Here is a 19,071-nt window from a genome sequence, read left to right on the forward strand (position 1 = left end):
GGCGGACTCGCCCCCCCCGGCTCTCTCTCTTTTTGTCCCCTGTCAGCGGGTCGGGTAGGTGGTGTAGATCTCCAGGCTCTCGATGCTGCCGTCCATCCCGAAGGAGAACTGGTAGGTGAAGCTGCCGTCCTGCAGGGCCAGGGAGCCGCCCTGGTCCCGCACCACCTCCATCTCCGCGAGGGTCTGGCGTACGTCCTCAGCGGCCAGGCCCTGAAAGTCCAGCCCGTTGACGAGCAGTTTGCCGGGCAGCGGCTCGCCGCCCACCGCCAGCTGCCAGTAGACCGAGCAGAGGGTGCAGGCCTCGGTGGCCTGGGTGCTGCCGGTGGTGTTGCAGAGGCCCCACCCGGCGTACTCCACCAGCTGGCCGTCCTCCCCGGCGCGGGCCAGGTAGTACAGGTCGCTGCTGAAGGTGTAGGGGGCGATGGTCTCGCCTGCAAAGCCCAGCCGCTCCACCTTCTCAAAGCCGGCGTCCAACACCTCTTGCAGGGTGGTCTGCCCGAGCGTCAGGGTGTAGCCGTCCAGCTCGATTTGAGGCGGGGTGCCCTCCAGGGCGGGGGGCTCTCCGCCCTTGCCGCAGCCGGTAAAGGCCCCCAGAACCAGCGCCGCCGCCAGTGCCAGCGGCAAAAACCGGCTGTTCAGTGATCTCTTCAAAGCCATTCGCTCCTTTTTGCGGGGTAAAATCGGGTCCCAGCCGCAGCCGGGAGAATACCAGTATAGCATTTCCCCCGCCCGGCGGGAAGGGGTCTCTTTGGGGGGCGGGAAAAGGGGACCCGCGCTTGGCAGGTCCCCTTTTTTGAATGTCGGTCAGTTGGTCACGTCCCGCTTGGCAAAGGCCCACAGCCCCAGCAGGTAGAAGAGGGCGACAAAGGCCATCATCATGATCCCGCCGTAGAGGGGGTCCAGCTGGAACCCGTAGTTTTGCAGCAACATCTTGTTCTGATAGGCGGCGTTTGGCCCCATCAGACCGCCCATGTCCATGTAGGGCACCGGGGTGAAGCGCACAAAGTAGAGCCGCAGGGCCAGGCAGAGCTGAAAGACCAGGGAGTAGCCCATGTTGGCGGCAATGGGCAGGGCCACCGACACGGCGGTGTTGCGGGTGAGGGCCGACAGGCAGAAGGCCAGGCTCCCGGTGAAGAGGATGCCGATGAAGGCGTAGGCCATTCGCGGCAGGCAGTAGGCCCAGAAGTTGTAGCTCACCACCCGGCCGCCGGCAAAGGCCAACACCGGAGAGGCAAAGCCCCCAAAGCCCAGCTGGAGACCGGAGGAGAGCACCATGGCCAGGAACATGGCCAGGTAGAGACCGGCGCTCACCAGCACCATGGTCAGGTACTTGCCCAGATAGACCTTCCAGCGGCGCACCGGCCGGGTCAGCAGCAGGCGGATGGAGCCGGAGGAGAACTCCCGGGCGATGGAGCTGCCCCCCAGGATGACCGCCACGATGGACACCAGCATCCCCAGGTTGAGGATGTTCATGGCCGCGGTGCGGGGGTCCTTTTGCGACTGGTAGAGGGGCGGGACCCCGTTGTCCAGCCCGTACTGGAGCACCTGGTTTTCCTCGGCGGACTCCTGGGCGGCCTTCTCCAGGTTCTCCAGGTACTGCTGGTAGCTCATGTTGGCGGCAAACTGCCCGCCTTTTTGGGAGGAGAGGAACTGCTGTTCATCCAGGGGGATCTCGTACTGCAGGGAGAGGTTTTGCTCCATCTGCTGCAAGCTGGCGGAGCGGTAGTCGTCCTCGCCGTAGCCGATCTTGTGGTCCACCCGGTACTGGTAGAGGGCGACCCGGGCCCGCTGCATCTCAGCAGTCTTTTTGGCCGCCTCCGCCTCGCGGGCCAGAAATTCGTCCTTGGGGTCTGCCTTGGCGGCCGCCTCGGCCGCTTTTTGCTGGTTGAGATTGCTCTGGAGGGCGACCTGCTGGGCTTCCAGGTTGTAGCTGGCCACCTGCATAGGGTCGCCGCTGCGCAGCACGGTGAGCAGCCGCTGCACCTTGGCGTCCATCTGCCCGGCCAGGCCCTTGAGTCCCTCCCTGTCCAGCCCGGCTGCCTCGGGGGGCAGCTGCAGGTAGCTGTCGCCCCCCAGGGAGCCCTGGCTGGCCATCTCCACCGCCTTCTGGCTCTGCAGGAGGGCGCTGTACTGGTTGATGAGGTCCATCCGGTAGTCGGAGTAGCGGGTGACCCCCAGCTCCTTTTGGATCAGCAGGGCGTCCCGCTCGGCCTCAAAGTAGGCGAGCATGGACTTGTCGCCGGTTTTCTTGGCCGTGTCGATGCTCTCCTCGTTCCAGCTCAGCTGCCGCTCCAGGTATTCCGAGTCGTCCCCGCCGCCCCAGCTGCGGCTGGAGAGGAAGGGGAAGGCCGCCGCCAGCGCCAGCACTAGGGCCAGGATCACCAGCAGGCTCTTTTTGGAAAACTCCTTGATAAACTCGTTGTGGACGAGTGCCGTTATCTTTTTCATCTCTCGCGTCCCCCTTATTGGATCTGGCCCTTGGAGCCGGTGGTGGTTTCCAAAAACAGCTCCTCAAGGGAGGTGCGGTGGGGGATGACCGAGTAGACCTCGACCCCGCTCTCGCAGAGCTGGCGGACAGCCGCGGCCCGCTGTTTGCGGCTGCAGCTGAGCTGTACCCCACCGGCGGTGGGGGTGATCTCCCCCTGGGGGAAGAGGGCGGCCAGCAATTCGGCGGCCCGTTGGGGGTCGCTCACCTCCCAGAGGGTGGGCACCGACTGGTCGCTCTGCCCCGCCGCGTTGCGCTCGGCCCGCAGGTCCCGCACCGCGACGATCTGTCCGGCGTCCACGATGCAGACCCGGTCGCACATCAGCTCCATCTCGGCGAGCTGGTGGCTGGAGATGAGCACCCCCACCTCCTCCTCGTCGGCCAGCTGGCGCAGGGTGTCCCGCAGTTCCTTGATGCCCACGGGGTCCAGGCCGTTGGTGGGCTCGTCTAAAATCAGCAGCTTGGGCCGGTGGAGGATGGCCTGGGCCACCCCCAGCCGCTGCCGCATCCCCAGGGAGTAGCGGCGCACCTTGTCGCCGATGCGGTTTTCCAGTTTGACCTGCCGCACCACCTCGTCGATGCGCTCCCGGCTCACCCCCTGACACATGTTGGCGTAGACTTGCAGGTTCTGCCTTCCGGTCAGGTGGCCGTACATCTCGGGGTTTTCGATGATGCCGCCCACCAGCGAGCGGGCGCGTTCGGGGTCTTTGACCCCGTCGTAGGGGCCGATCTGGATGGAGCCGCTGTCCACCTTGAGCAGTCCGAGGATCATCTTGATGGTGGTGGTCTTGCCGGCCCCGTTGGGCCCCAAAAAGCCCATGATCTCCCCGGGCATCACCGCAAAGCTGGCGTCCCGGATGATGGCTTTCTTGCCGATTTTCTTGTGGAGGTTTTGCACCTGTAAAATGGGTTCCACTTGTTCACTCTCCCGTTCCGGCCCCGCACGGCAGCGCGCCGTGTGGGGCGGCAAAATGGATGTACCGCTCCCGCGCTGTGACCAGTATACCCAATCCCCCGCCGGGGGAGAAGGGGAATCAACGCAAAGTAATAACTTCTTCATCAAATGTTCAGAAACGCCCCTTTCCCCAACTTCTGTGGAGAACTGTGTGGAAAATGTGGAAAACTGGTGGGGCGGGGATGGGATTTGTGACCGCCAATGTGGAGAAAGCGGTTGAAACGGTGGAATTACCCGATGTATAATTGTGGAGAAAGGGGGGAACGGTGTTGGAAACGGCAATTTCTTGGCTTTTACAGGAAGCCGGGCTGGAGCGGCTGCCCTGGGGGGTGCTGCCCTATCGCCCCGAACTGGTGCGCCCGGAACTGCCCTGCCGCCGGGCGGCCCTCATCCCAGATGAGGCCGCCGCCCTGGCGATCTTCGCCTTCCCCTACAAGGTGGAGGCCGCCTTTGGGGGCAACCTCTCCTGTTACGCGGCGGTGGCCGACTACCACAGGGTCTGCTTCTCCCTTCTCCAGGCGCTCTGCGACCGCCTCACCGCGCGCTGGGGGGGCGTTTCCCTCCCCTTTGTGGACGCCTCCCCCTTTGACGAGGTGGGGCTGGCCGCCGGGTGCGGCCTGGGGGTGCGGGGGGACAACGGCCTGCTCATCACCCCCCGCTGGGGCAGCTATGTCTTTTTGGGGGAGATCGTCACCACCCTTCCCCTGCCGCCCCACAGCGGCCCCGACGGGGGCGCCTGCCTCCACTGCGGGCGCTGCAGCCGCGCCTGCCCCGGCAGCTGCCTGGCGGGGGGCCGGGTGGAGGCGACAAACTGCCTGTCGGAAATCAGCCAGAAAAAGGGGGAGTTGACCCCGGCGGAGGCGGCGCTGGTGAAGGGGAGCCCCCTCCTCTGGGGGTGTGACCAGTGCCAGCTGTCCTGCCCCCTCAACGCCGGGGCGGAGGAGACCTTTCTCGCCCCCTTTTTGGAGGACTGCCTCCCCCGCGTCGGCCGGGAGGAGATCCGCCCCCTCTGCAAGGGGCGGGCCTTTGGCTTTCGCGGCCCCCGCCCGCTGGAGCGAAACTGGGACCTGCAGCACGAAAAAGGGGAGGGGGGACCGTCGAATTGACGGGGTTTGGGGTGGGTGGTATAATCGCCTTGAACGGAATGCGGCCCGCGGTGGGCCGACAGAAGGGGGAAACGGGCCATGACAACGCTGATGGTGCAGACCGACCGGGTGCTGCACAACCTGCACACCTTTCAAAAAGCGGTGGGGCGCGCGGCGGTGATCCCGGTGCTCTCGGGCAACGCCTACGGCGCGGGGGACACCCAGATGGCCAAGCTCCTCTTTGCCGAGGGGATCCGGCTGGTGGCCGTCTCTCGGCTGGAGGAGGCGGTGCGGGTGAAAAATGCCATCGCCGGGCTGGATGTGCTGTTGCTCACCCCCTATTCCACCGAGGCCGCGGCCGAGGAGATCGTCCGCCACGACATCGTGGCCACCGTCGGCTCCTACGACAGCGCCGTGGTCCTCTCGGGGATCGCCGGCAAGGCGGGCAAAAAGGTGCGCATCCACTTCAAGTTCGACACCGGCAACGGCCGCTTCGGCTTTTTGCCCGAAGAGGTGAGCAAGGCGGTGCAGGCCGCCAAGTACCTGGACAACCTGGTGCTCACCGGGGTCTACGCCCACATCTCCGGCAGCGAGTGCAAAAAGGAAAAGCAGGTGCGGCGGCAGTACGAGACCCTCAAGGAGATGCTCACCGCCCTGCGGCGGGAGGGGATCTCCTATGGGGTGGTGCACGCCGCCGGCACCCTGCCCGCCCTGCTCTACCCCTGGCTGCGGCTGGACGCGGTGCGCTGCGGCAGCGCCCTCATGGGGCGGCTGAGCGGGGTGAAGGACCGCTGGGGCTTTAAAAAGGTGGGGCGGCTGTGCAGCGAGGTCTGCGACGTGCGCTGGGTGCCCGCCGGCTACCACGTGGGCTATGGCCGCACCTACCGCACCAAGCGGCCCACCAAGATCGCCCTGGTGCCCGCCGGTCTGGCCGACGGCCTCACCGCCGAAAATGCCCGCACCCTCCTCACCGGGCGGGGCTTCTTCTCGGCGCTGCGGGCGGCCATCCGCCGGGTCTCCCGCCAGAAGCGGCTCACCTGCGACGTCAAGGGCCGCCCCGCCCGCATCCTGGGCTATGTGGATTACGAGTCCACCATGGTGGATGTCACCAAGGTGGAGTGTGCGCCCGGGGACATCGTCTCCTTCGACACCGTCCCCTCCTCGGTGGACGGGTCGGTCCGCCGCTCCTACGTCTGATGAAAATGGCCAAAAGGCCGGCAGAGAGAATCTTCTCTGCCGGCCTTTTTTGCGCTTGAGCGGAGTTTCCACCCCTTTATAAGGGGGAGATGGTTTCCCTTTTCCCCCTCGGTCAGGGCGTTGATACGGCCCCTGGTCTGCCAACAGCCGGGCGGTGCGGTGGGCAAAATCGCCTCGGCCTGGGGTGGCACCTTGCGGGTGGGGTAAGCGGGTCGCGCTTCTCGGCCAGCGCCGGGGAGCGGTACAGCACTCCGCCCGCTGGGGCCGACGCTGCCGGGCAGCCCCATCTTGGTTTTGACGCAGTCAAAGCTCATCTTTGCCGTCTTTAGGGTGTCGGCGTCCAGCGCCGCCTCGGTGATGGGCAGAGGGACGCTTGCCCGACATGGAGGGGATTGCAGGCCAACCGGCACGGAATCAGGGGCGCCGGCATAGCGGCCGCCCCCAGGGCAGAGCGGTTTGAATGCCCGTGACCCCCAGGGGAACGCCCGCTCCCACCTGCTGGGGGGGCTGCGCAATCAGTTTGGCCGGCGTCACAGCGCCGAAGGAGCCGCCCAGACGGCGCATCTGTGCAGACCCCAGCCCAAAACGGCCTGGCTGGCCCACCGGTCGCAGGCGGGAAAGTTGGCCTCGGCACCCTTTTCCGGGTGGCCCACGATGTCTACCGCGTATAGGTAGAAGGCACCGGCGAGAAACCGGCAGATCAGCGGGTCGTAGGTGGCGGGGTTGTCCCTGTAAAAGACCGGGAGGGGCGGCCCCGACAGCTTGTCGGTCCCCGCCAGATGGGTGCGGCCAAAATCAGCCAGGTACAGATTGCGAAAGGGGGCCCAGCTTTTGCAGCCGGGCGCCATAGAGGGACAAAGGGTTACACTTAGCCGCGGAGGGGGATGGAAAATGCCTTTCCGGGGATACCTCCTGCCGCAATGGGAAAACTACCCCCAGTTTGTATATTTTGATTTATTTATACTGTTTGTTTTTAAAAAGGGCGCTGTACAGCCGGGGGAGGAGGGCAGCCGCCAAAACGGCCGCCAGAGGGACCGCCCCGTTCCAGGGGGCGGGCAGCAGAGCGGCGAGGAGGGAGGCCAGGCCGCAGGCAAACCAGACACGCCCCCCAAAGCGCTGGGTGTGGCGCCAGTTTTCCCGGTCGATGAGGGCGGCGGGGGCCTTGACGCCGCGGCCGCTCTCCCGCCTCGCCTTGGGGAGGCCGTTGCCCAACCAGAGCAGCAGGGAGCCCACCGCCAAGTCCGCCAGGGGCAGCAGCAACCGGCTGTCGGCCCGCGTGATCTCCCAGAGTTCCAGCCCATTTCCGGTGAGGAGGAGCTGTCCCCCAAAGAGGAGGAGGGCCGCCCCCCAGGAGGGGCCCATCCCCCTCTGGCTGCCGGGGGAGAGCCGGGCGCGGCGGAGCAGGTGAAAGCCAGCGGCCAGGGCGGGGAAGGCCAGCAGGAGCAGCCGGCTGGCCCACCCGCTCACCCCGCTGTCATTCCACTGGACAGGGATGACGGCGGGCAGTAGGGGCAGGCAGCAGAGGGCGGCCGCCAGCATGAGGGCGATGAGCAGCCAGAACCGCCCGTCGCGCCCCTTCACCCCTCGACCTCCTCGCCTCGAGGGGCGGCGACCTCTCGCCCGGTGAGACCGGCTGCCCAGTGGAGCAGCTCCTCCACCACCGAGAGGTCGGCCTGGTAGTAGATGTACGTCCCCTCCCTCTGGGCGCGGCAGAGACCAGCCTCCCGCAGCACCGACAGGTGGCGGGAGACGGCCGCCCCCGAACAGGCGAAGTGGGCGGCGATCTCTCCGGCGGGAAGGGGGTGGTCCCGCACCAGCTCCAAAATTTCCCGGCGGGTGGGGTCGGCCAGCGCCCGCATCGTCTCCTGCAGTCCCATGAAAACACACCCCTTCTTTGAGTCTTTATTTAACTAAATTGTTAAATATAAGGATACCCCCATTTCTCGCCCCTGTCAAGGCGGAGGGAGGCGCGCACCGACCCGGCAAAAAGAGGGGCTGTGTGGGCGAAGAATTTTTGCATTTCTGACAAAAACCTATGGCCTTTTGCAGCGGATGATGGTAGAATGGAGATACCAAAGGAAGCACCTTTTATCACCAGTTAAAGGAGGGCCATATCGTGAAACTGATATTTGCTATCGTAAACAAAGACGATTCCAGCGCGGTCCAAAGCGCATTGACCAAGGAGAAGTTCTCGGTCACCAAACTCGCCACCACCGGCGGCTTCCTGCTGGCGGGCAACACCACCTTCATCATCGGTACAGACGACGAAAAGGTCGAGCAGGTGCTGGGCATCATCGAGGAGAACAGCAAGCGCCGCACCCAGATCGTCCCCTCTTCCATCGCCTATGGCGCGGGACTGTCCTCTGCCTACCCCATCGAGGTGACCGTCGGCGGCGCCACCATCTTTGTGACCGATGTCTCCAGATTTGAAAAGTACTGATTTTACATCCGAATTTAAGGGCAATCCCCTGGTTTTGCAAACGCTGCGCGCCGTGATCGACGCGCGGCGTTTGCCCCATGCCATGCTTTTTGAGGGCCAGCAAGGGTGCGGTACATACACCCTTGCTGTTTTGTTTGCCGCCCAGGTCCTCTGCCAGGGCCAGCCGGCCGAGCAGGCGGAGCGGATCCGCCGCCAGGTGGAGGAGGGGAGCCACCCCGACTTGCGGGTGGTCACCTCGGGGGAGCGCAGCAGCATCTCGGTGGACGAGGTGCGCGCCATCATTGAGGACATCTACCTTCGCCCCAACGAGGGGGAGAAGAAGATCATCCTCATCGGGGGCGCGGGGGAGATGACCCCCCAGGCTCAGAACGCCCTGCTCAAGGTGCTGGAGGAGCCGCCGGAACACGCCCTTTTCCTCCTCACCGCCGAGAGCCGGCAGGCCCTGTTGCCCACCGTCCTCTCCCGGGTGGTCTGCTTCTCCGTCCTCCCCCCCTCGCCCGAGGAGTGCATCGAGCACTTTGCGGGCCTGGGCCAGGGCGGCGGGGAGACCGCCTTTGCCGCCCACCTCTTCGGTGGGGCCATCGGCTCGGTCGCCCGCTACTTGAGCGAGGAGGAGGGGCCGGCCCTGCAGGCAAAGGTACAGGCGGCCCTCGATTTGCTGGGGGCACTGGCCCAGCGCCGCCTGTCGGCGGTGGCGGCCGCCCTTTACCGCCCCAAAAACCGGGACGAGATGGGCGCCCTGCTCGAAGAGCTGACCCAGCTGCTGCCCTACTGCCAGCGCTTGGCTTTGGGCAAGGTCCCCCCCTTCCCCCTGCGGATGAAGGCGGACGGGGAAATTGTCAACCTGAACACCGAGGCCCTCTACCGGGAAATTGCCCGGGGCAGGGTTTCCTTACAGCGAAACTGCAACTTGTCGCTCCTGCAGGCCAGTCTCAGCGACCGGCTGGCCCGGGCGGCACACGAAGGAGGGCAGTGATTGCAAGATGGCAGAAGTAATTGGCGTGCGTTTTAAAAACGTGGGCAAGGTATACTATTTCGACCCCGACGGGGTGCAGATGCCCAAGGGCTCCCGGGTGATCGTGGAGACCGCCCGCGGCATCGAGTGCGGACAGGTGGCCATGGCCAACCGCCAGGTGGCCGACGGCACCATCGTCAAGCCCCTGAAAAAGGTGGTGCGCGCCGCCACCCAGGAGGACCTGGACAAGCTCGAGCGCAACCGGAAAAAGGAAAAAGAGGCCTATGCGGTCTGTCTGAAAAAAATCGAGAAGTTCCACCTGGACATGAAGCTCATCGACGTGGAGTACACCTTTGACGGCAGCAAGATCCTCTTTTACTTCACCGCTGACGGCCGGGTCGACTTCCGCGAACTGGTCAAGGACCTGGCCTCGGTCTTTCGCACCCGCATCGAGCTGCGGCAGATCGGGGTGCGCGACGAGAGCAAGATGCTGGGGGGCCTGGGGGTCTGCGGGCGGCCGTTTTGCTGCTCCACCTTCCTGGGCGAGTTCCAGCCGGTCTCCATCAAGATGGCGAAGGAACAGGGCCTCTCCCTCAACCCCACCAAGATTTCCGGCACCTGCGGGCGGCTGATGTGCTGCCTCAAGTACGAGCAGAAGGGGTATGAGGAGTTTGGCCGCCTCACCCCCCGCCCCGGCTCCCTGGTCAAGACCGCCGAGGGCCCCGGCGTGGTCACCGAGGCAAACGTCATCACCGGGCGGCTGAAGGTCAGCCTGCAAAAGGACGAGGCCGCGCCTCCCAAGGTTTTCCAGAGGGAGGACGTCACCGTCATCCGCGCCGGAAAGGCCCGGGACGGGGGCCGCCAGGGCGGCCATAAAGGCGACAAAAAAGTTGCCGAATAATTCTTGTAATTTCGCGAAAGTATGTTAGAATAGGGGTAACATGAGGGAGGTGGAATTCCAATGGCTTACAAGATCAATGACGATTGCATCAGCTGTGGCGCTTGCGAGGCGGCCTGCCCCGTAAACGCGATTTCCGAGGGCGACGGCAAGTACGTGATCGACGCAGACACCTGCATCGACTGCGGCTCCTGCGCCGGCGTCTGCCCGGTGGGCGCTCCCCAGGCGGAGTAGGAAACAGCACATCATGCATATCAGCGGGCGGCGGGCAGTGATGTCTGCCGCCCGCTTCTCTATGCCCGAAAAGAGGGGGGGCGGGAAGATGGCGAAAACACAGGGGGAAGAGGCGCTGGGCGGGGGCCTCTTCCTGTCGGTGGACGGCGAGCACCGCTTTGGCCTCGACGCCTTTTTGCTGGCCCGCTTTGCCGCCCCCCGCCGGGGCGACCGGGTGGCCGACCTGGGCTGTGGCTGCGGCATCGTCCCCTTTCTCCTCTGGCGGGACTTCCGCCCCGCCCGGGTGGACGGGGTCGAGCTGCAGCCGGCGGCCGTCCGGCTCTTCGCCCGCTCGGTGGCCCGCTCGGGGAACCCGCCCCTCTACCCGCTGGAGGCCGACCTGCGCCAGCTGGAGGGCCTTCTCCCCGCCGGGGCCTTTGACCTGGTCACCTGCAACCCGCCCTATTTCCGGGCGGACTCTGGTCCGGCCGGGGCCTCTGCCAGCGCCCGCCTGGCCCGGCAGGAGGGGAGTTGTACCCTGGAGGAGGTCTGCCAGAGCGCGGCCCGGCTGCTGCGCAGCGGTGGCCGGTTCTGCCTCTGCCAGCGGCCCCAGCGGCTGGCAGAGGTCTTTGCCGCCCTGCGCGGCGCGGGGCTGGAGCCCAAGCGGCTGCGGCTGGTGGGCGGGCGCCCCGGCAGCGCCCCCTGGCTCGTTTTGGCAGAGGGGCGCAAGGGGGGCCGCCCCTCCCTGCAGGTGGAGGGCTGCCTGTACACCCAGGGAGCGGACGGCGCCCCCAACCCCGCCCTAAACGGCCTTTACAAACCCCTGTGAGGAGGAAAACAACGTGTCAAAATTATATGTGGTGGGCACCCCCATCGGCAACCTGGGAGATTTCTCGCCCCGGGCGCTGGAGGTGCTGCAAACCTGCGATTTCATCGCCGCTGAGGACACCCGGGTCACCCTCAAACTCCTCAACCGCTTCGGGGTGAAAAAGCCGATGGTCAGCTACTACGAGCACAACATCCGCGCCCGGGGGGAGGAGATCGTGGACCGGATCCTCGCCGGGGAGAGCTGTGCCGTGGTCACCGACGCGGGGATGCCCTGCATCTCCGACCCGGGGGAGGACCTGGTGCGCCTCTGCCGGGAGCGGGAGGTGGAGATCGAGGTGGTGCCCGGCCCCAGCGCGGTCATCGCCGCCCTGGCCGTCAGCGGGCTGCCCACCAGCCGCTTCTCCTTTGAGGGGTTTCTCTCCACCACCCGCAAAAACCGGCTGGCCCACCTGGAGGAGATCCGCCAGATGCGCCACACCCTCGTCTTTTACGAGGCGCCCCACAAGCTCCTCACCACCCTGCAGGACCTGAAGGAGGGGCTGGGGGACCGCCGGGTCGCCCTCTGCCGGGAGCTGACCAAACTCCACGAAGAGGTGGTGAGGACCACCTTCAGCGGCGCGCTGGAGCACTATGCCGACCACTCCCCCAAGGGGGAATACGTGCTGGTGGTGGAGGGGTACACCCCGCCCCAGCCCGTCCAGGTCGCCCTGGAAGAGGCCGTCGCCCTGGCCCGCCGCCTGGTGGAGGAGGGGCAGGCCCCCACTGCCGCCTGCAAGGAGGCCGCCCGCCAGACCGGCCACCGCAAATCGCAGATCTACACCGCCCTGCAGGAGGGGCGGTAGCGCCCCCGGCAAAGGGGGGAGGAGCGGGCAGACAAAACCGTCTGCCCGCTCTCTTTGCGCCCTCTGCTTCCCATCGTCCCCGGTTCTGGCCCCGCCGGGGGCGACATATAGTAGGGTGAGCGGCGCCGCGCCGGTGCGCCGCCGCCTTTTGGCGAGAGGGGGGATGGGATGGAGCTGCTCTGTTTTTTAGGCATTGCCGCCGCCGTCTTTATCAACGGCTTTACCGACGCGCCCAACGCCATGGCCACCGCGGTCTGCACCCGGGCCCTCCGCCCCGTCACCGCGGCGGCCCTGGGCGGGGTCTGCAACTTTCTAGGGGTGCTGGTGATGTACCGGCTCAATTCCAGCGTGGCCGACACCATCTCCTCCCTGGTGCGCATCCCCCCTGGGGCAGGGCAGGCGGTGGTGCTGGCCGCCCTTCTCACCATCGCCCTCTGGGGCTTTTTCGGCTGGACGCTGGGGGTCCCCACCTCCGAGAGCCACGGCCTCATCGCCGGTCTCACCGGCGGGGCCCTGGCGGTCAACTGGTCGCTGCAGTCGGTGGATCTTGCCCAGTGGGCCAAGGTGCTCAAGGGCTTTGTCATCTCGGTGGCCTTTGGCTTCATCGCCGGGTATCTGGTGGCCGCCATCCTCGCCCTGCTGGCCGACGGCCGGGGGCGCTTTCGCACCGAGCGGGCCATCGACCGGGGGCAGGTGGCCTTTCTGTGCTGCACCGCCTTTCTCCACGGCGCCCAGGACGGCCTCAAATTCCTGGGCGCCTACCGCTATGCGGTGGGGGAGATCGGCGCCCTGGCCCTGGTCACCGTCTCGGCGGTGATGACGGTGGGCACCCTGATGGGGGGGTTCAAAATCATCAAAAAGGTGGGGATGGACATGGTGCGGATGGAGAAATACCAGGGCCTCGCCTCCGATGTGGCCTCCTCGGTGGGGCTGCTCACCGCCAGCCTCACCGGGGTGCCGGTGAGCACCAGCCACATCAAGACCACTGCCATTGTCGGCGCCTGCGCCCGCCAGTCGGTGAAAAAGGTCAACGTCTCGGTGGTTGTGGACATCTTCAAGGGCTGGCTCTACACCTTTCCCGTCTGCGGGGTGCTGGGCTTCTTCCTCACCAAATTTCTCATCCGGCTGTGAGCATCTCCCGTCATATCCCGCCTGATGAGGGCATAGAGATAGAGGGTATGCGGGCGGGAAGGCGCTTCTCTGCCCGCCCAGATCGTTTTGGGAGAGGAAAAAACAATGCATCTGAAAAGTGAGAACAGGCTCTTTTCCTGCGTGGAGCAGGTGTTGGAGGAGCTGGCGGCCCTCTGCCGGGGCAAACCCGCCCCCCGGGAGGACGGACAGGGCTACCTGATGATCCAGCGGGCGTTCATCCTGCCGGTGGACAGGGAGGACCTCTGCGCCCTCTACAGCCAGCTGCGCCAGTGCGCGGCCCTGGCCCGGGCACTGGGGGGGCGGCTGCCCCCGTTGGCCCAACCCCTGCTGGACTGGCAGGGGGCCGCCGTGCAGGCGCTGGAGTGCGCCCGCCAAAATGGCCGGGGCGGCGACATCCTCGCCCACCTGCCGAAGATGGAGCGGGACCTAGAGGCCCTCTACGCCCTGGCCGAGGGCCCGCGGGAGGCCCTGTTGGCCGCTGCGACCGCCCAGGCCACCGAGACCCTGGCCCGCATGGGGGTCAAGAAGAGCTGACGGCAGGGCGGAGCGAACGCGCCCTGGTGAAAGGAAGCCTCCCTTTTCACCGGGGCGTTTTTGTGTTAGAGTAGGGGTCAGAAAGAGTGTGCCGGGCGCCGCCCGGCAGATGGGGGGCAGGGGTTTGAAGTTCATCGTCTTTTCGGACAACCACGGCAAGCTCGGCGGGATGGAGCGGGTCATCCGCAGCCACCCCGAGTGCGCCGTCTACATCCACCTGGGGGACAGCGAGGGCACCTTGCAGACCCTGCGGCAAAACCACCCACAGCTGCAGTTCTGGGCGGTGCGGGGCAACTGCGATTTCGGCAGCGAGGAGCCGGCGGAACAGACCCGACAGGTGGAGGGACACACCCTCTTTTTTACCCACGGGCACCACTACGGGGCCAAGTTCAGCACCGACCACCTCTGGGACAAGGCCCGGCAGCTGGGGGCGGACGTGGTCCTCTTCGGCCACAGCCACACCCCCTGCCAGGAGTACAGGGAGGGGATCTATCTCCTCAACCCCGGCAGCATCGCCCACCCGAAGGAAGGGCCGCCCACCTACGGGGTGCTGGATGTGCGGGCGAGCGGGGTCCTCTTCAGCGTGGCGGAGGTGCGCGGGTGAGCCGGCTGGAGCGGGCCCCCCGGGTCTTTGCCGAACTGGGCTCCACCAACACCCACTGCAAGGCCCACCTGGCCGACCTGCCCGACGGGGCGGCGGTGCTGGCGCTGCGGCAGACGGCGGGCCGGGGCCGCCGCGGCAAGAGCTGGGCCGACACCGCCGACAGCGGGATGGCCCTCTCCTTTGTCCTCAAGGGCATCGAGCTGCGGCAGGTGGCGGCCCTGCCCCTCTGCGTCGGCCTGGCGGTGTCCGAGGCGCTGGAGGAGGCCGCTGGCTGCCGGGCGGAGATCAAGTGGCCCAACGACCTGGTGGTGGGGGGAAAGAAGGTCTGCGGCATCCTCTGCGAGGGGGTCGTGGGGGAGGAGACGGCCGCCGTCTGCGGCATCGGGGTCAACCTGACCCAGACGGCGGAGGACTTTGCCCGCCGGCAGCTGCCCCACGGGGGCTCCCTCTTGAGCGAGTGCGGCGTCCGCCTCGCCCCCCGGGAGCTGGCCGTGCAGGTGCTGGCCCACTGCGACCGGCGCGTCGAGCAGTTTCTCGCCCAGGGGCTCCCCTCCCTCCTCCCCGCCTACCGGGCCCGCAGCGCCACCCTGGAGCGCACCGTGCGGGTCCTCTGGGAGGGGCGCGAGGCGGTGGGCCGGGCGGTGGACGTGGGGGAGGACGGCTCGCTCCTGGTGGAGATCGACGGGCAGGTCGTGTCGGTCTGCAGCGGCGAGGCCTCGGTGCGGGGCCTCTACGGCTACCGGTAAAAAGAGAGAGGGGGGAGCGGCTTTTGCGGCCGCTCCGCCCTCTCTTTTTCATTTTTAGCTCATCTGCCGAAGAGCTCGTTGATGTCGTGGAGGGAGTGGTTTTTGGCGATGACCATCACCTTGTCGCCGCTCTCCAGGGTGGTCTCGCCGCGGGGGATGAGCATCTCCTCCCCCCGGGTGATGGTGACCACCACCACGTCCTTGCTCAGGCCGATCTCGGCCAGGGTCTGCCCGGCCTTGGGGAAGTGGTCGGGGATGACGATCTCGTTGAGGGAGGCCGCCCCGGCGTTGAGGCTCATGAGCAGCTTGATCTGGGCGTTGTCCGCCTCGTGCTCGATGACCCGCACGATGTTGTTGGTGGTGCAGACCGGCACGTCCACCCCCAATTTTTTCATCACCCGCAGGTTGCGGGGGTTGTTGACCCGGGCGACCGTCTTCTTGACCCCGAACTTCATCTTCGCCAGCTGGCAGGAGATGAGGTTGTCCTCGTCCCGCCCGGAGACGCTGATGAGGGCGTCGGCCGTCCCCACGTCGGCGCTCTCCAGCGCCTCGATGGTGGTGCCGTCCCCGCAGATGACGGGGATGTCCAGGGCGTCGGCCAGGTGGGCGCAGGTGCGCTTGTCGATTTCCACCACATGGGGCCGGTGACCGTGATTGAGCAGTGTTTCGGCGAGATAGAGGCCGATTTTCCCCCCGCCAACGATAACGACGTTCATCTTGTTCCCTCTTCTCTCACATTCAGTCGACGATTTTTACGGCGATCAGGGTGTCCCCCGGGCGCAGGGCGATGGGGTTGCGGCAGCACAGCTCCATGGTGGTGTCGCTGTGCAAAACCCCCAGCAGCTGCAGCCCCGCCTCCAGCGACAGGCAGTCGGTCTGCCGGCCCACCTGGCCGGGTTCCACCGGCAGGTAGACATAGGAGAGGGTGGTGGAGCCAAAGGTGGCGTACTGCCGCGCCGAGCCGGTGGTCAGCGACTGGGTGATGGCGTCCACCGTCAGGTTGGTGGGGCAGACGGTGTGCAGCCCAAAGTGGACGAACACGTCCTTGCGGGCGGGGTCGTAGATGCGGGTGATGACGGTGGGCACCGAAAAGAGCTCCCTCGCCACCTGGCCCACCATGATGTTGATGTTGTCGTCCTGGGTGACGGCGGCCAGGGCATCGCACCCCTCGATGCCGGCGGCCTTGAGGACCTCCTCATCAAAGGGCACCCCGGCCACGGTGATGCCGTCAAAGCTGTCTCCCAGGCGCTCGAAGCGCTCCTCCACCTCGTCCACAACGGCCACGTCGTGCCCGTCGCGCTGCAGCTTTCTGGCCAGGCTCGAACCGACCTTGCCACAGCCGACCACTACGATATTCATCGCTCAAAGACCCTCTTTCTCATATTGCGCAGTCCCTGCCTTGTCTGCAAGTATCCCAATTATAGCACAGCCCCCAGGGGAAGGAAAGCGGGCTTTTTTCCCGAAAAGGGGCAATTTCTCCCCTGGGGGGCGGCTTCTTTTGCCCAAGATGCGCAAAATGCGGGGACACTTCTCCTCTCTCCACATATACTGAGTCAGAGGGGCCGTCCGCGGCCCGCCGAAGGGGGGAAGGGAAAAATGGCGATTTGGATCGGGGTGCTCTGCGCCTGGGGCGGTTTTTTGGTGGGGTTTGTCTGCTGTGCGCTCTTTTGCGGCAGCAAGGAGCGCGGCCGGGGCAAGCGGCCCCGGTAGAGCGGCAGACTGGGCGGCACGGTGGGGCCGCCGTCCTTTTGCCCGCCGGGGGGACAGGCCCTAGCGGGGCTGGGGATGGGCGCGGTAGTAGTCTTCCAGCTGGGAGACCGGCACCGAGAAGAGGCGGCAGAAGTTCTGCCAGAAAATCTTGTCCAGCGTCTCCTGGGGCAGCCGCAGGGCGTAGAGGCGCTCGAGCTCGGCGGCGCAGTCCCACATGGGAAAATCGGTGCCGAAAAAGACCTTGTCGGGGCCAAAGCGGTCGATGAGGGCCCGGGCCTCCTCCCGCCCGAGGGCGAAGAGGCTGCTGGAACAGTCCACGTAGACGTTGGGCAGGCAGAGGGTCTGGGCCGCCTCCTCCCAGCGCTGGTAGCCGCCGAAGTGGGCGCCGATGCAGGTGAGCTCGGGCACCGCCCGCGCCACCTGGGCCAACTTCTCCGGGCGGGAGTAGTCGTAGCGGGCGTCCCCGGTGTGAAAGAGGACGGGCAGTCCCCGTTCGGCCAGCCGCCGGTAGACCGGCATCATCCGCTCATCGTCGATGTCAAAGCACTGAAAGTCCGAGTGGAGCTTGATCCCTCGCAGACCCAGGGCGATGATCCGCTCGATTTCGGCATAGGGGTCCTTCATCTCCGGGTGCAGGGCCCCCAGGCCGATGAGTCGGTCGGGGTGCAAGTTTACCTTGGAGGCGACAAAGTCGTTGATGGAGGACACCTGCTCGGCCTTGGTGGCCACCGAGCAGACCAGAAAGAGGGCCACGCCGCAGCGGTCTCCCTCCTCCAACAGCTCGTGGGTCATCCCGTCAAACTGCATGTCCAGACTGTAAAACTCCCCGATGGAAGAGGCCGCCTTGGCGGCGATCTTTCGGGGGAAGATGTGGGTGTGGGCGTCGATGATGTACTGGGGCACAGAAAAAACCTCCTTTGGTTGCTCAGCGCTGGGCGCCGGGGATCTGGGGTCGGGCCAGCCAGGTCTCCTTTTGCACCCAGACCGAGCAGGAGCCACCGCCGACCGGCAGGGTGACCCAGCCGTCAGCCCCCACGGCGATCTCCTCCCCCCGGCCGCCCAGGCAGTCCACCAGGGTCTTGCCCGCCAAGTGTGGCCCGGCAAAGAGCCGCTTTTGCCCGCCGGGGCCGTCGGTCAGGACCGCGCAGAGGCCGGAGCCGGGGTGAGAGGGGTCGCCCTGGCGGCTCCACCCCACCACGTCCCGGTCGTCAAAGGCGTCGATCTGGGGGCCCCAGGCGCAGGTCTGCCGGGCCCAGAGGAGGGCGGAGAGGGGGTGGCCCATGGGGGCGATCCCGTCGTGGGGGATGCCGTAGTAGTCGCCGTAAAAGACGCAGGGCAGCCCCTCGCTGCGCAGGAGGATGTAGGCGTAGGCCAGGGGTTTGAACCACCCCTCCACCCAGGATTCCAGCGCCTGGCCGGGCTGGGTGTCGTGGTTGTCCACAAAGGTGACCGCCAGCTGGGGCGCCCGCTGCACCAGGGCGTTTTGCCCCAGGGAGCCCATGTCGAAATTCCCCCCGCTGCGGGAGGCCTGGCAGAACTGCTGGTGCAGCGGCACGTCAAAGAGGGAGAGGGAGCCGCCGGTGACCCCGATGTAGTGGCAGAGGGCGTCGGCGCTCTGGTTCCAGTACTCCCCCACGGCAAAGACCGGCTTGCCGGTGAGGCGGCGCAGGGCGTGCAGCCAGTCGCGGAAAAAGGTGAAGCGGATGTGCTTGGCCGCGTCGATGCGAAAGCCGTCCACCCCGGTCTCATTTAGGTACCACAGCCCCCAGCGGGTCAGCTCCTCCACCACCTGGGGGTTGCCCAGGTCGACGTCGGCCCCCATCAGGTAGTCGTAGTTGCCGTTTTCCAAATCGACCTCGCTGTCCCACTCCTTGCCCTGAAACTTGAAGATGGCCTTTTCGCCGGTGGCGTCGTCCCAGTCGATGCCGTCAAAGTGCTCCCAGTTCCAGCAGAAGTCGGAATAGCGCCCGCCCCGGCCGGGGAAGGTGAAGGAGGTCCAGGCCGAGATGGTGCGGGCCGGGCCGGTCTGGCGGTAGCGGTCCACCCAGTCGTAGGGGGTGGCGGACACCTGTTCGGTGCCGTCGGCGCCCATGCGGTGGTCCAGCACCGCGTCGGCCCAGACGGCGATCCCCTCCCGCTGCAGGGCCTGGATCGCCGCCAGGTACTCGGCCTTGGTGCCGTACTTGGTGGCCACCGTCCCCCGCTGTGCAAACTCCCCCAGGTCGTAGAGGTCGTAGACGCCGTAGCCCACGTCCTCCCTGCCGGCGGCCCCCTTGTAGGCAGGGGGGAGCCAGAGGGCGGTGATCCCGTCGGCCGCCAGCCGGGCGGCCTCGGCCTCGGCCTGCCGCCAAAGGCGGCCGTCGGCGGGGAGATACCACTCAAAATACTGCATGGCAGTGGGGTTTTTCACAGGGCAACCTTCCTCTC

The 19,071-nt window shown here is 66.4% G+C and carries 22 protein-coding genes; 12 read left to right on the forward strand and 10 right to left on the reverse strand.

Annotated elements, in window-relative coordinates:
* Positions 1-42: 42 nt before the first annotated feature.
* From ACTNAU_RS11765 to ACTNAU_RS11775, 3 genes are all read right to left on the reverse strand, one after another.
* Positions 43-651 carry a hypothetical protein gene (locus ACTNAU_RS11765; RefSeq protein ID WP_441098529.1) on the reverse strand — a complete coding sequence of 203 codons (609 nt, stop codon included), beginning with the start codon at positions 649-651 and terminating at the stop codon, positions 43-45.
* A gap of 153 nt (positions 652-804) precedes the next feature.
* Positions 805-2,448, reverse strand: coding sequence for an ABC transporter permease (locus tag ACTNAU_RS11770; protein ID WP_441098530.1), 1,644 nt, complete (start codon positions 2,446-2,448; stop codon positions 805-807).
* Positions 2,449-2,462: 14 nt separating this feature from the next.
* Positions 2,463-3,401 (reverse strand): ABC transporter ATP-binding protein, encoded by a 939-nt coding sequence (locus ACTNAU_RS11775; RefSeq protein WP_185916688.1) that lies wholly within the window; start codon positions 3,399-3,401, stop codon positions 2,463-2,465.
* A gap of 308 nt (positions 3,402-3,709) precedes the next feature.
* On the opposite strand from ACTNAU_RS11775, the gene ACTNAU_RS11780 reads away from it, so the two are divergent.
* The gene (locus ACTNAU_RS11780) at positions 3,710-4,546 is read left to right on the forward strand and encodes an epoxyqueuosine reductase (protein WP_441098531.1); all 837 of its coding nucleotides are present in this window, start codon (positions 3,710-3,712) and stop codon (positions 4,544-4,546) included.
* 78 nt (positions 4,547-4,624) lie between these two features.
* Entirely contained in the window at positions 4,625-5,722 is a 1,098-nt protein-coding gene (locus ACTNAU_RS11785) for an alanine racemase (protein ID WP_021661094.1), read from the forward strand.
* Positions 5,723-6,252: 530 nt separating this feature from the next.
* On the opposite strand, the gene ACTNAU_RS11790 is transcribed toward ACTNAU_RS11785, so the two are convergent.
* From ACTNAU_RS11790 to ACTNAU_RS11800, 3 genes are all read right to left on the reverse strand, one after another.
* Positions 6,253-6,570, reverse strand: a complete 318-nt coding sequence (locus ACTNAU_RS11790) for a hypothetical protein (protein ID WP_441098532.1) — start codon at positions 6,568-6,570, stop codon at positions 6,253-6,255.
* 106 nt (positions 6,571-6,676) lie between these two features.
* Positions 6,677-7,303, reverse strand: a complete 627-nt coding sequence (locus tag ACTNAU_RS11795) for an SdpI family protein (protein ID WP_441098533.1) — start codon at positions 7,301-7,303, stop codon at positions 6,677-6,679.
* The gene (locus ACTNAU_RS11800; protein ID WP_441098534.1) at positions 7,300-7,599 is read right to left on the reverse strand and encodes a metalloregulator ArsR/SmtB family transcription factor; all 300 of its coding nucleotides are present in this window, start codon (positions 7,597-7,599) and stop codon (positions 7,300-7,302) included. The genes ACTNAU_RS11795 and ACTNAU_RS11800 overlap by 4 nt, the downstream gene beginning before the upstream one ends.
* A 239-nt stretch (positions 7,600-7,838) precedes the next feature.
* Between ACTNAU_RS11800 and ACTNAU_RS11805 the strand changes: the two genes are divergently transcribed.
* The 10 genes from ACTNAU_RS11805 to ACTNAU_RS11850 all read left to right on the forward strand — a co-directional run bounded on the left by ACTNAU_RS11805 (position 7,839) and on the right by ACTNAU_RS11850 (position 14,934).
* Positions 7,839-8,162: a cyclic-di-AMP receptor gene (locus ACTNAU_RS11805; protein WP_044993289.1), complete on the forward strand. Its 324-nt coding sequence runs from the start codon at positions 7,839-7,841 to the stop codon at positions 8,160-8,162.
* A complete protein-coding gene (locus tag ACTNAU_RS11810; RefSeq protein WP_441098535.1) occupies positions 8,137-9,138 on the forward strand; it encodes a hypothetical protein in 1,002 nt (333 codons plus the stop codon). Before ACTNAU_RS11805 ends, ACTNAU_RS11810 begins: the two co-directional genes overlap by 26 nt.
* A 7-nt stretch (positions 9,139-9,145) precedes the next feature.
* On the forward strand, positions 9,146-10,018 hold the full coding sequence (locus tag ACTNAU_RS11815) for a PSP1 domain-containing protein (protein ID WP_185916683.1): 873 nt from the start codon (positions 9,146-9,148) through the stop codon (positions 10,016-10,018).
* Between the two features lie 60 nt (positions 10,019-10,078).
* Positions 10,079-10,249, forward strand: coding sequence for a DUF362 domain-containing protein (locus tag ACTNAU_RS11820; protein ID WP_021661087.1), 171 nt, complete (start codon positions 10,079-10,081; stop codon positions 10,247-10,249).
* A gap of 88 nt (positions 10,250-10,337) precedes the next feature.
* Positions 10,338-11,057, forward strand: coding sequence for a tRNA1(Val) (adenine(37)-N6)-methyltransferase (locus ACTNAU_RS11825; RefSeq protein ID WP_441098536.1), 720 nt, complete (start codon positions 10,338-10,340; stop codon positions 11,055-11,057).
* A gap of 13 nt (positions 11,058-11,070) precedes the next feature.
* A complete protein-coding gene (gene rsmI / locus ACTNAU_RS11830) occupies positions 11,071-11,898 on the forward strand; it encodes a 16S rRNA (cytidine(1402)-2'-O)-methyltransferase (protein ID WP_216402164.1) in 828 nt (275 codons plus the stop codon).
* 168 nt (positions 11,899-12,066) lie between these two features.
* Positions 12,067-13,029: an inorganic phosphate transporter gene (locus ACTNAU_RS11835; protein ID WP_256136711.1), complete on the forward strand. Its 963-nt coding sequence runs from the start codon at positions 12,067-12,069 to the stop codon at positions 13,027-13,029.
* A 105-nt stretch (positions 13,030-13,134) separates the two neighbouring features.
* Positions 13,135-13,584, forward strand: coding sequence for a hypothetical protein (locus ACTNAU_RS11840; protein WP_441098537.1), 450 nt, complete (start codon positions 13,135-13,137; stop codon positions 13,582-13,584).
* A gap of 124 nt (positions 13,585-13,708) precedes the next feature.
* Positions 13,709-14,188: a YfcE family phosphodiesterase gene (locus tag ACTNAU_RS11845; protein WP_441098538.1), complete on the forward strand. Its 480-nt coding sequence runs from the start codon at positions 13,709-13,711 to the stop codon at positions 14,186-14,188.
* Positions 14,185-14,934 (forward strand): biotin--[acetyl-CoA-carboxylase] ligase, encoded by a 750-nt coding sequence (locus ACTNAU_RS11850; RefSeq protein ID WP_216402168.1) that lies wholly within the window; start codon positions 14,185-14,187, stop codon positions 14,932-14,934. The genes ACTNAU_RS11845 and ACTNAU_RS11850 overlap by 4 nt, the downstream gene beginning before the upstream one ends.
* A gap of 59 nt (positions 14,935-14,993) precedes the next feature.
* On the opposite strand, the gene ACTNAU_RS11855 is transcribed toward ACTNAU_RS11850, so the two are convergent.
* From ACTNAU_RS11855 to ACTNAU_RS11870, 4 genes are all read right to left on the reverse strand, one after another.
* Positions 14,994-15,650, reverse strand: coding sequence for a potassium channel family protein (locus ACTNAU_RS11855; protein ID WP_185916676.1), 657 nt, complete (start codon positions 15,648-15,650; stop codon positions 14,994-14,996).
* Positions 15,651-15,672: 22 nt separating this feature from the next.
* On the reverse strand, positions 15,673-16,293 hold the full coding sequence (locus ACTNAU_RS11860; protein ID WP_207721359.1) for a potassium channel family protein: 621 nt from the start codon (positions 16,291-16,293) through the stop codon (positions 15,673-15,675).
* Between the two features lie 411 nt (positions 16,294-16,704).
* Positions 16,705-17,547, reverse strand: a complete 843-nt coding sequence (locus ACTNAU_RS11865; protein WP_441098539.1) for an amidohydrolase family protein — start codon at positions 17,545-17,547, stop codon at positions 16,705-16,707.
* Positions 17,548-17,569: 22 nt separating this feature from the next.
* A complete protein-coding gene (locus ACTNAU_RS11870; protein WP_441098540.1) occupies positions 17,570-19,054 on the reverse strand; it encodes an alpha-amylase in 1,485 nt (494 codons plus the stop codon).
* Between the last annotated feature and the right edge of the window lie 17 nt (positions 19,055-19,071).

Origin of the sequence: Bittarella sp. HCP28S3_D9 (genome assembly GCF_052065655.1) — a bacterium.
Taxonomy (GTDB): Bacteria; Bacillota; Clostridia; order Oscillospirales; family Ruminococcaceae; genus Bittarella; species Bittarella massiliensis.

Coding starts and splice junctions, on each gene's coding strand:
- ACTNAU_RS11770 (WP_441098530.1), bottom strand. CDS start 2,448: ATGAAAAAGATAACGGCACTCGTCCACAACGAGTTTATCAAGGAGTTT.
- ACTNAU_RS11785 (WP_021661094.1), top strand. CDS start 4,625: ATGACAACGCTGATGGTGCAGACCGACCGGGTGCTGCACAACCTGCAC.
- ACTNAU_RS11790 (WP_441098532.1), bottom strand. CDS start 6,570: ATGGCGCCCGGCTGCAAAAGCTGGGCCCCCTTTCGCAATCTGTACCTG.
- ACTNAU_RS11800 (WP_441098534.1), bottom strand. CDS start 7,599: ATGGGACTGCAGGAGACGATGCGGGCGCTGGCCGACCCCACCCGCCGG.
- ACTNAU_RS11810 (WP_441098535.1), top strand. CDS start 8,137: ATGTCTCCAGATTTGAAAAGTACTGATTTTACATCCGAATTTAAGGGC.
- ACTNAU_RS11815 (WP_185916683.1), top strand. CDS start 9,146: ATGGCAGAAGTAATTGGCGTGCGTTTTAAAAACGTGGGCAAGGTATAC.
- ACTNAU_RS11820 (WP_021661087.1), top strand. CDS start 10,079: ATGGCTTACAAGATCAATGACGATTGCATCAGCTGTGGCGCTTGCGAG.
- ACTNAU_RS11825 (WP_441098536.1), top strand. CDS start 10,338: ATGGCGAAAACACAGGGGGAAGAGGCGCTGGGCGGGGGCCTCTTCCTG.
- ACTNAU_RS11835 (WP_256136711.1), top strand. CDS start 12,067: ATGGAGCTGCTCTGTTTTTTAGGCATTGCCGCCGCCGTCTTTATCAAC.
- ACTNAU_RS11840 (WP_441098537.1), top strand. CDS start 13,135: ATGCATCTGAAAAGTGAGAACAGGCTCTTTTCCTGCGTGGAGCAGGTG.
- ACTNAU_RS11855 (WP_185916676.1), bottom strand. CDS start 15,650: ATGAACGTCGTTATCGTTGGCGGGGGGAAAATCGGCCTCTATCTCGCC.
- ACTNAU_RS11860 (WP_207721359.1), bottom strand. CDS start 16,293: ATGAATATCGTAGTGGTCGGCTGTGGCAAGGTCGGTTCGAGCCTGGCC.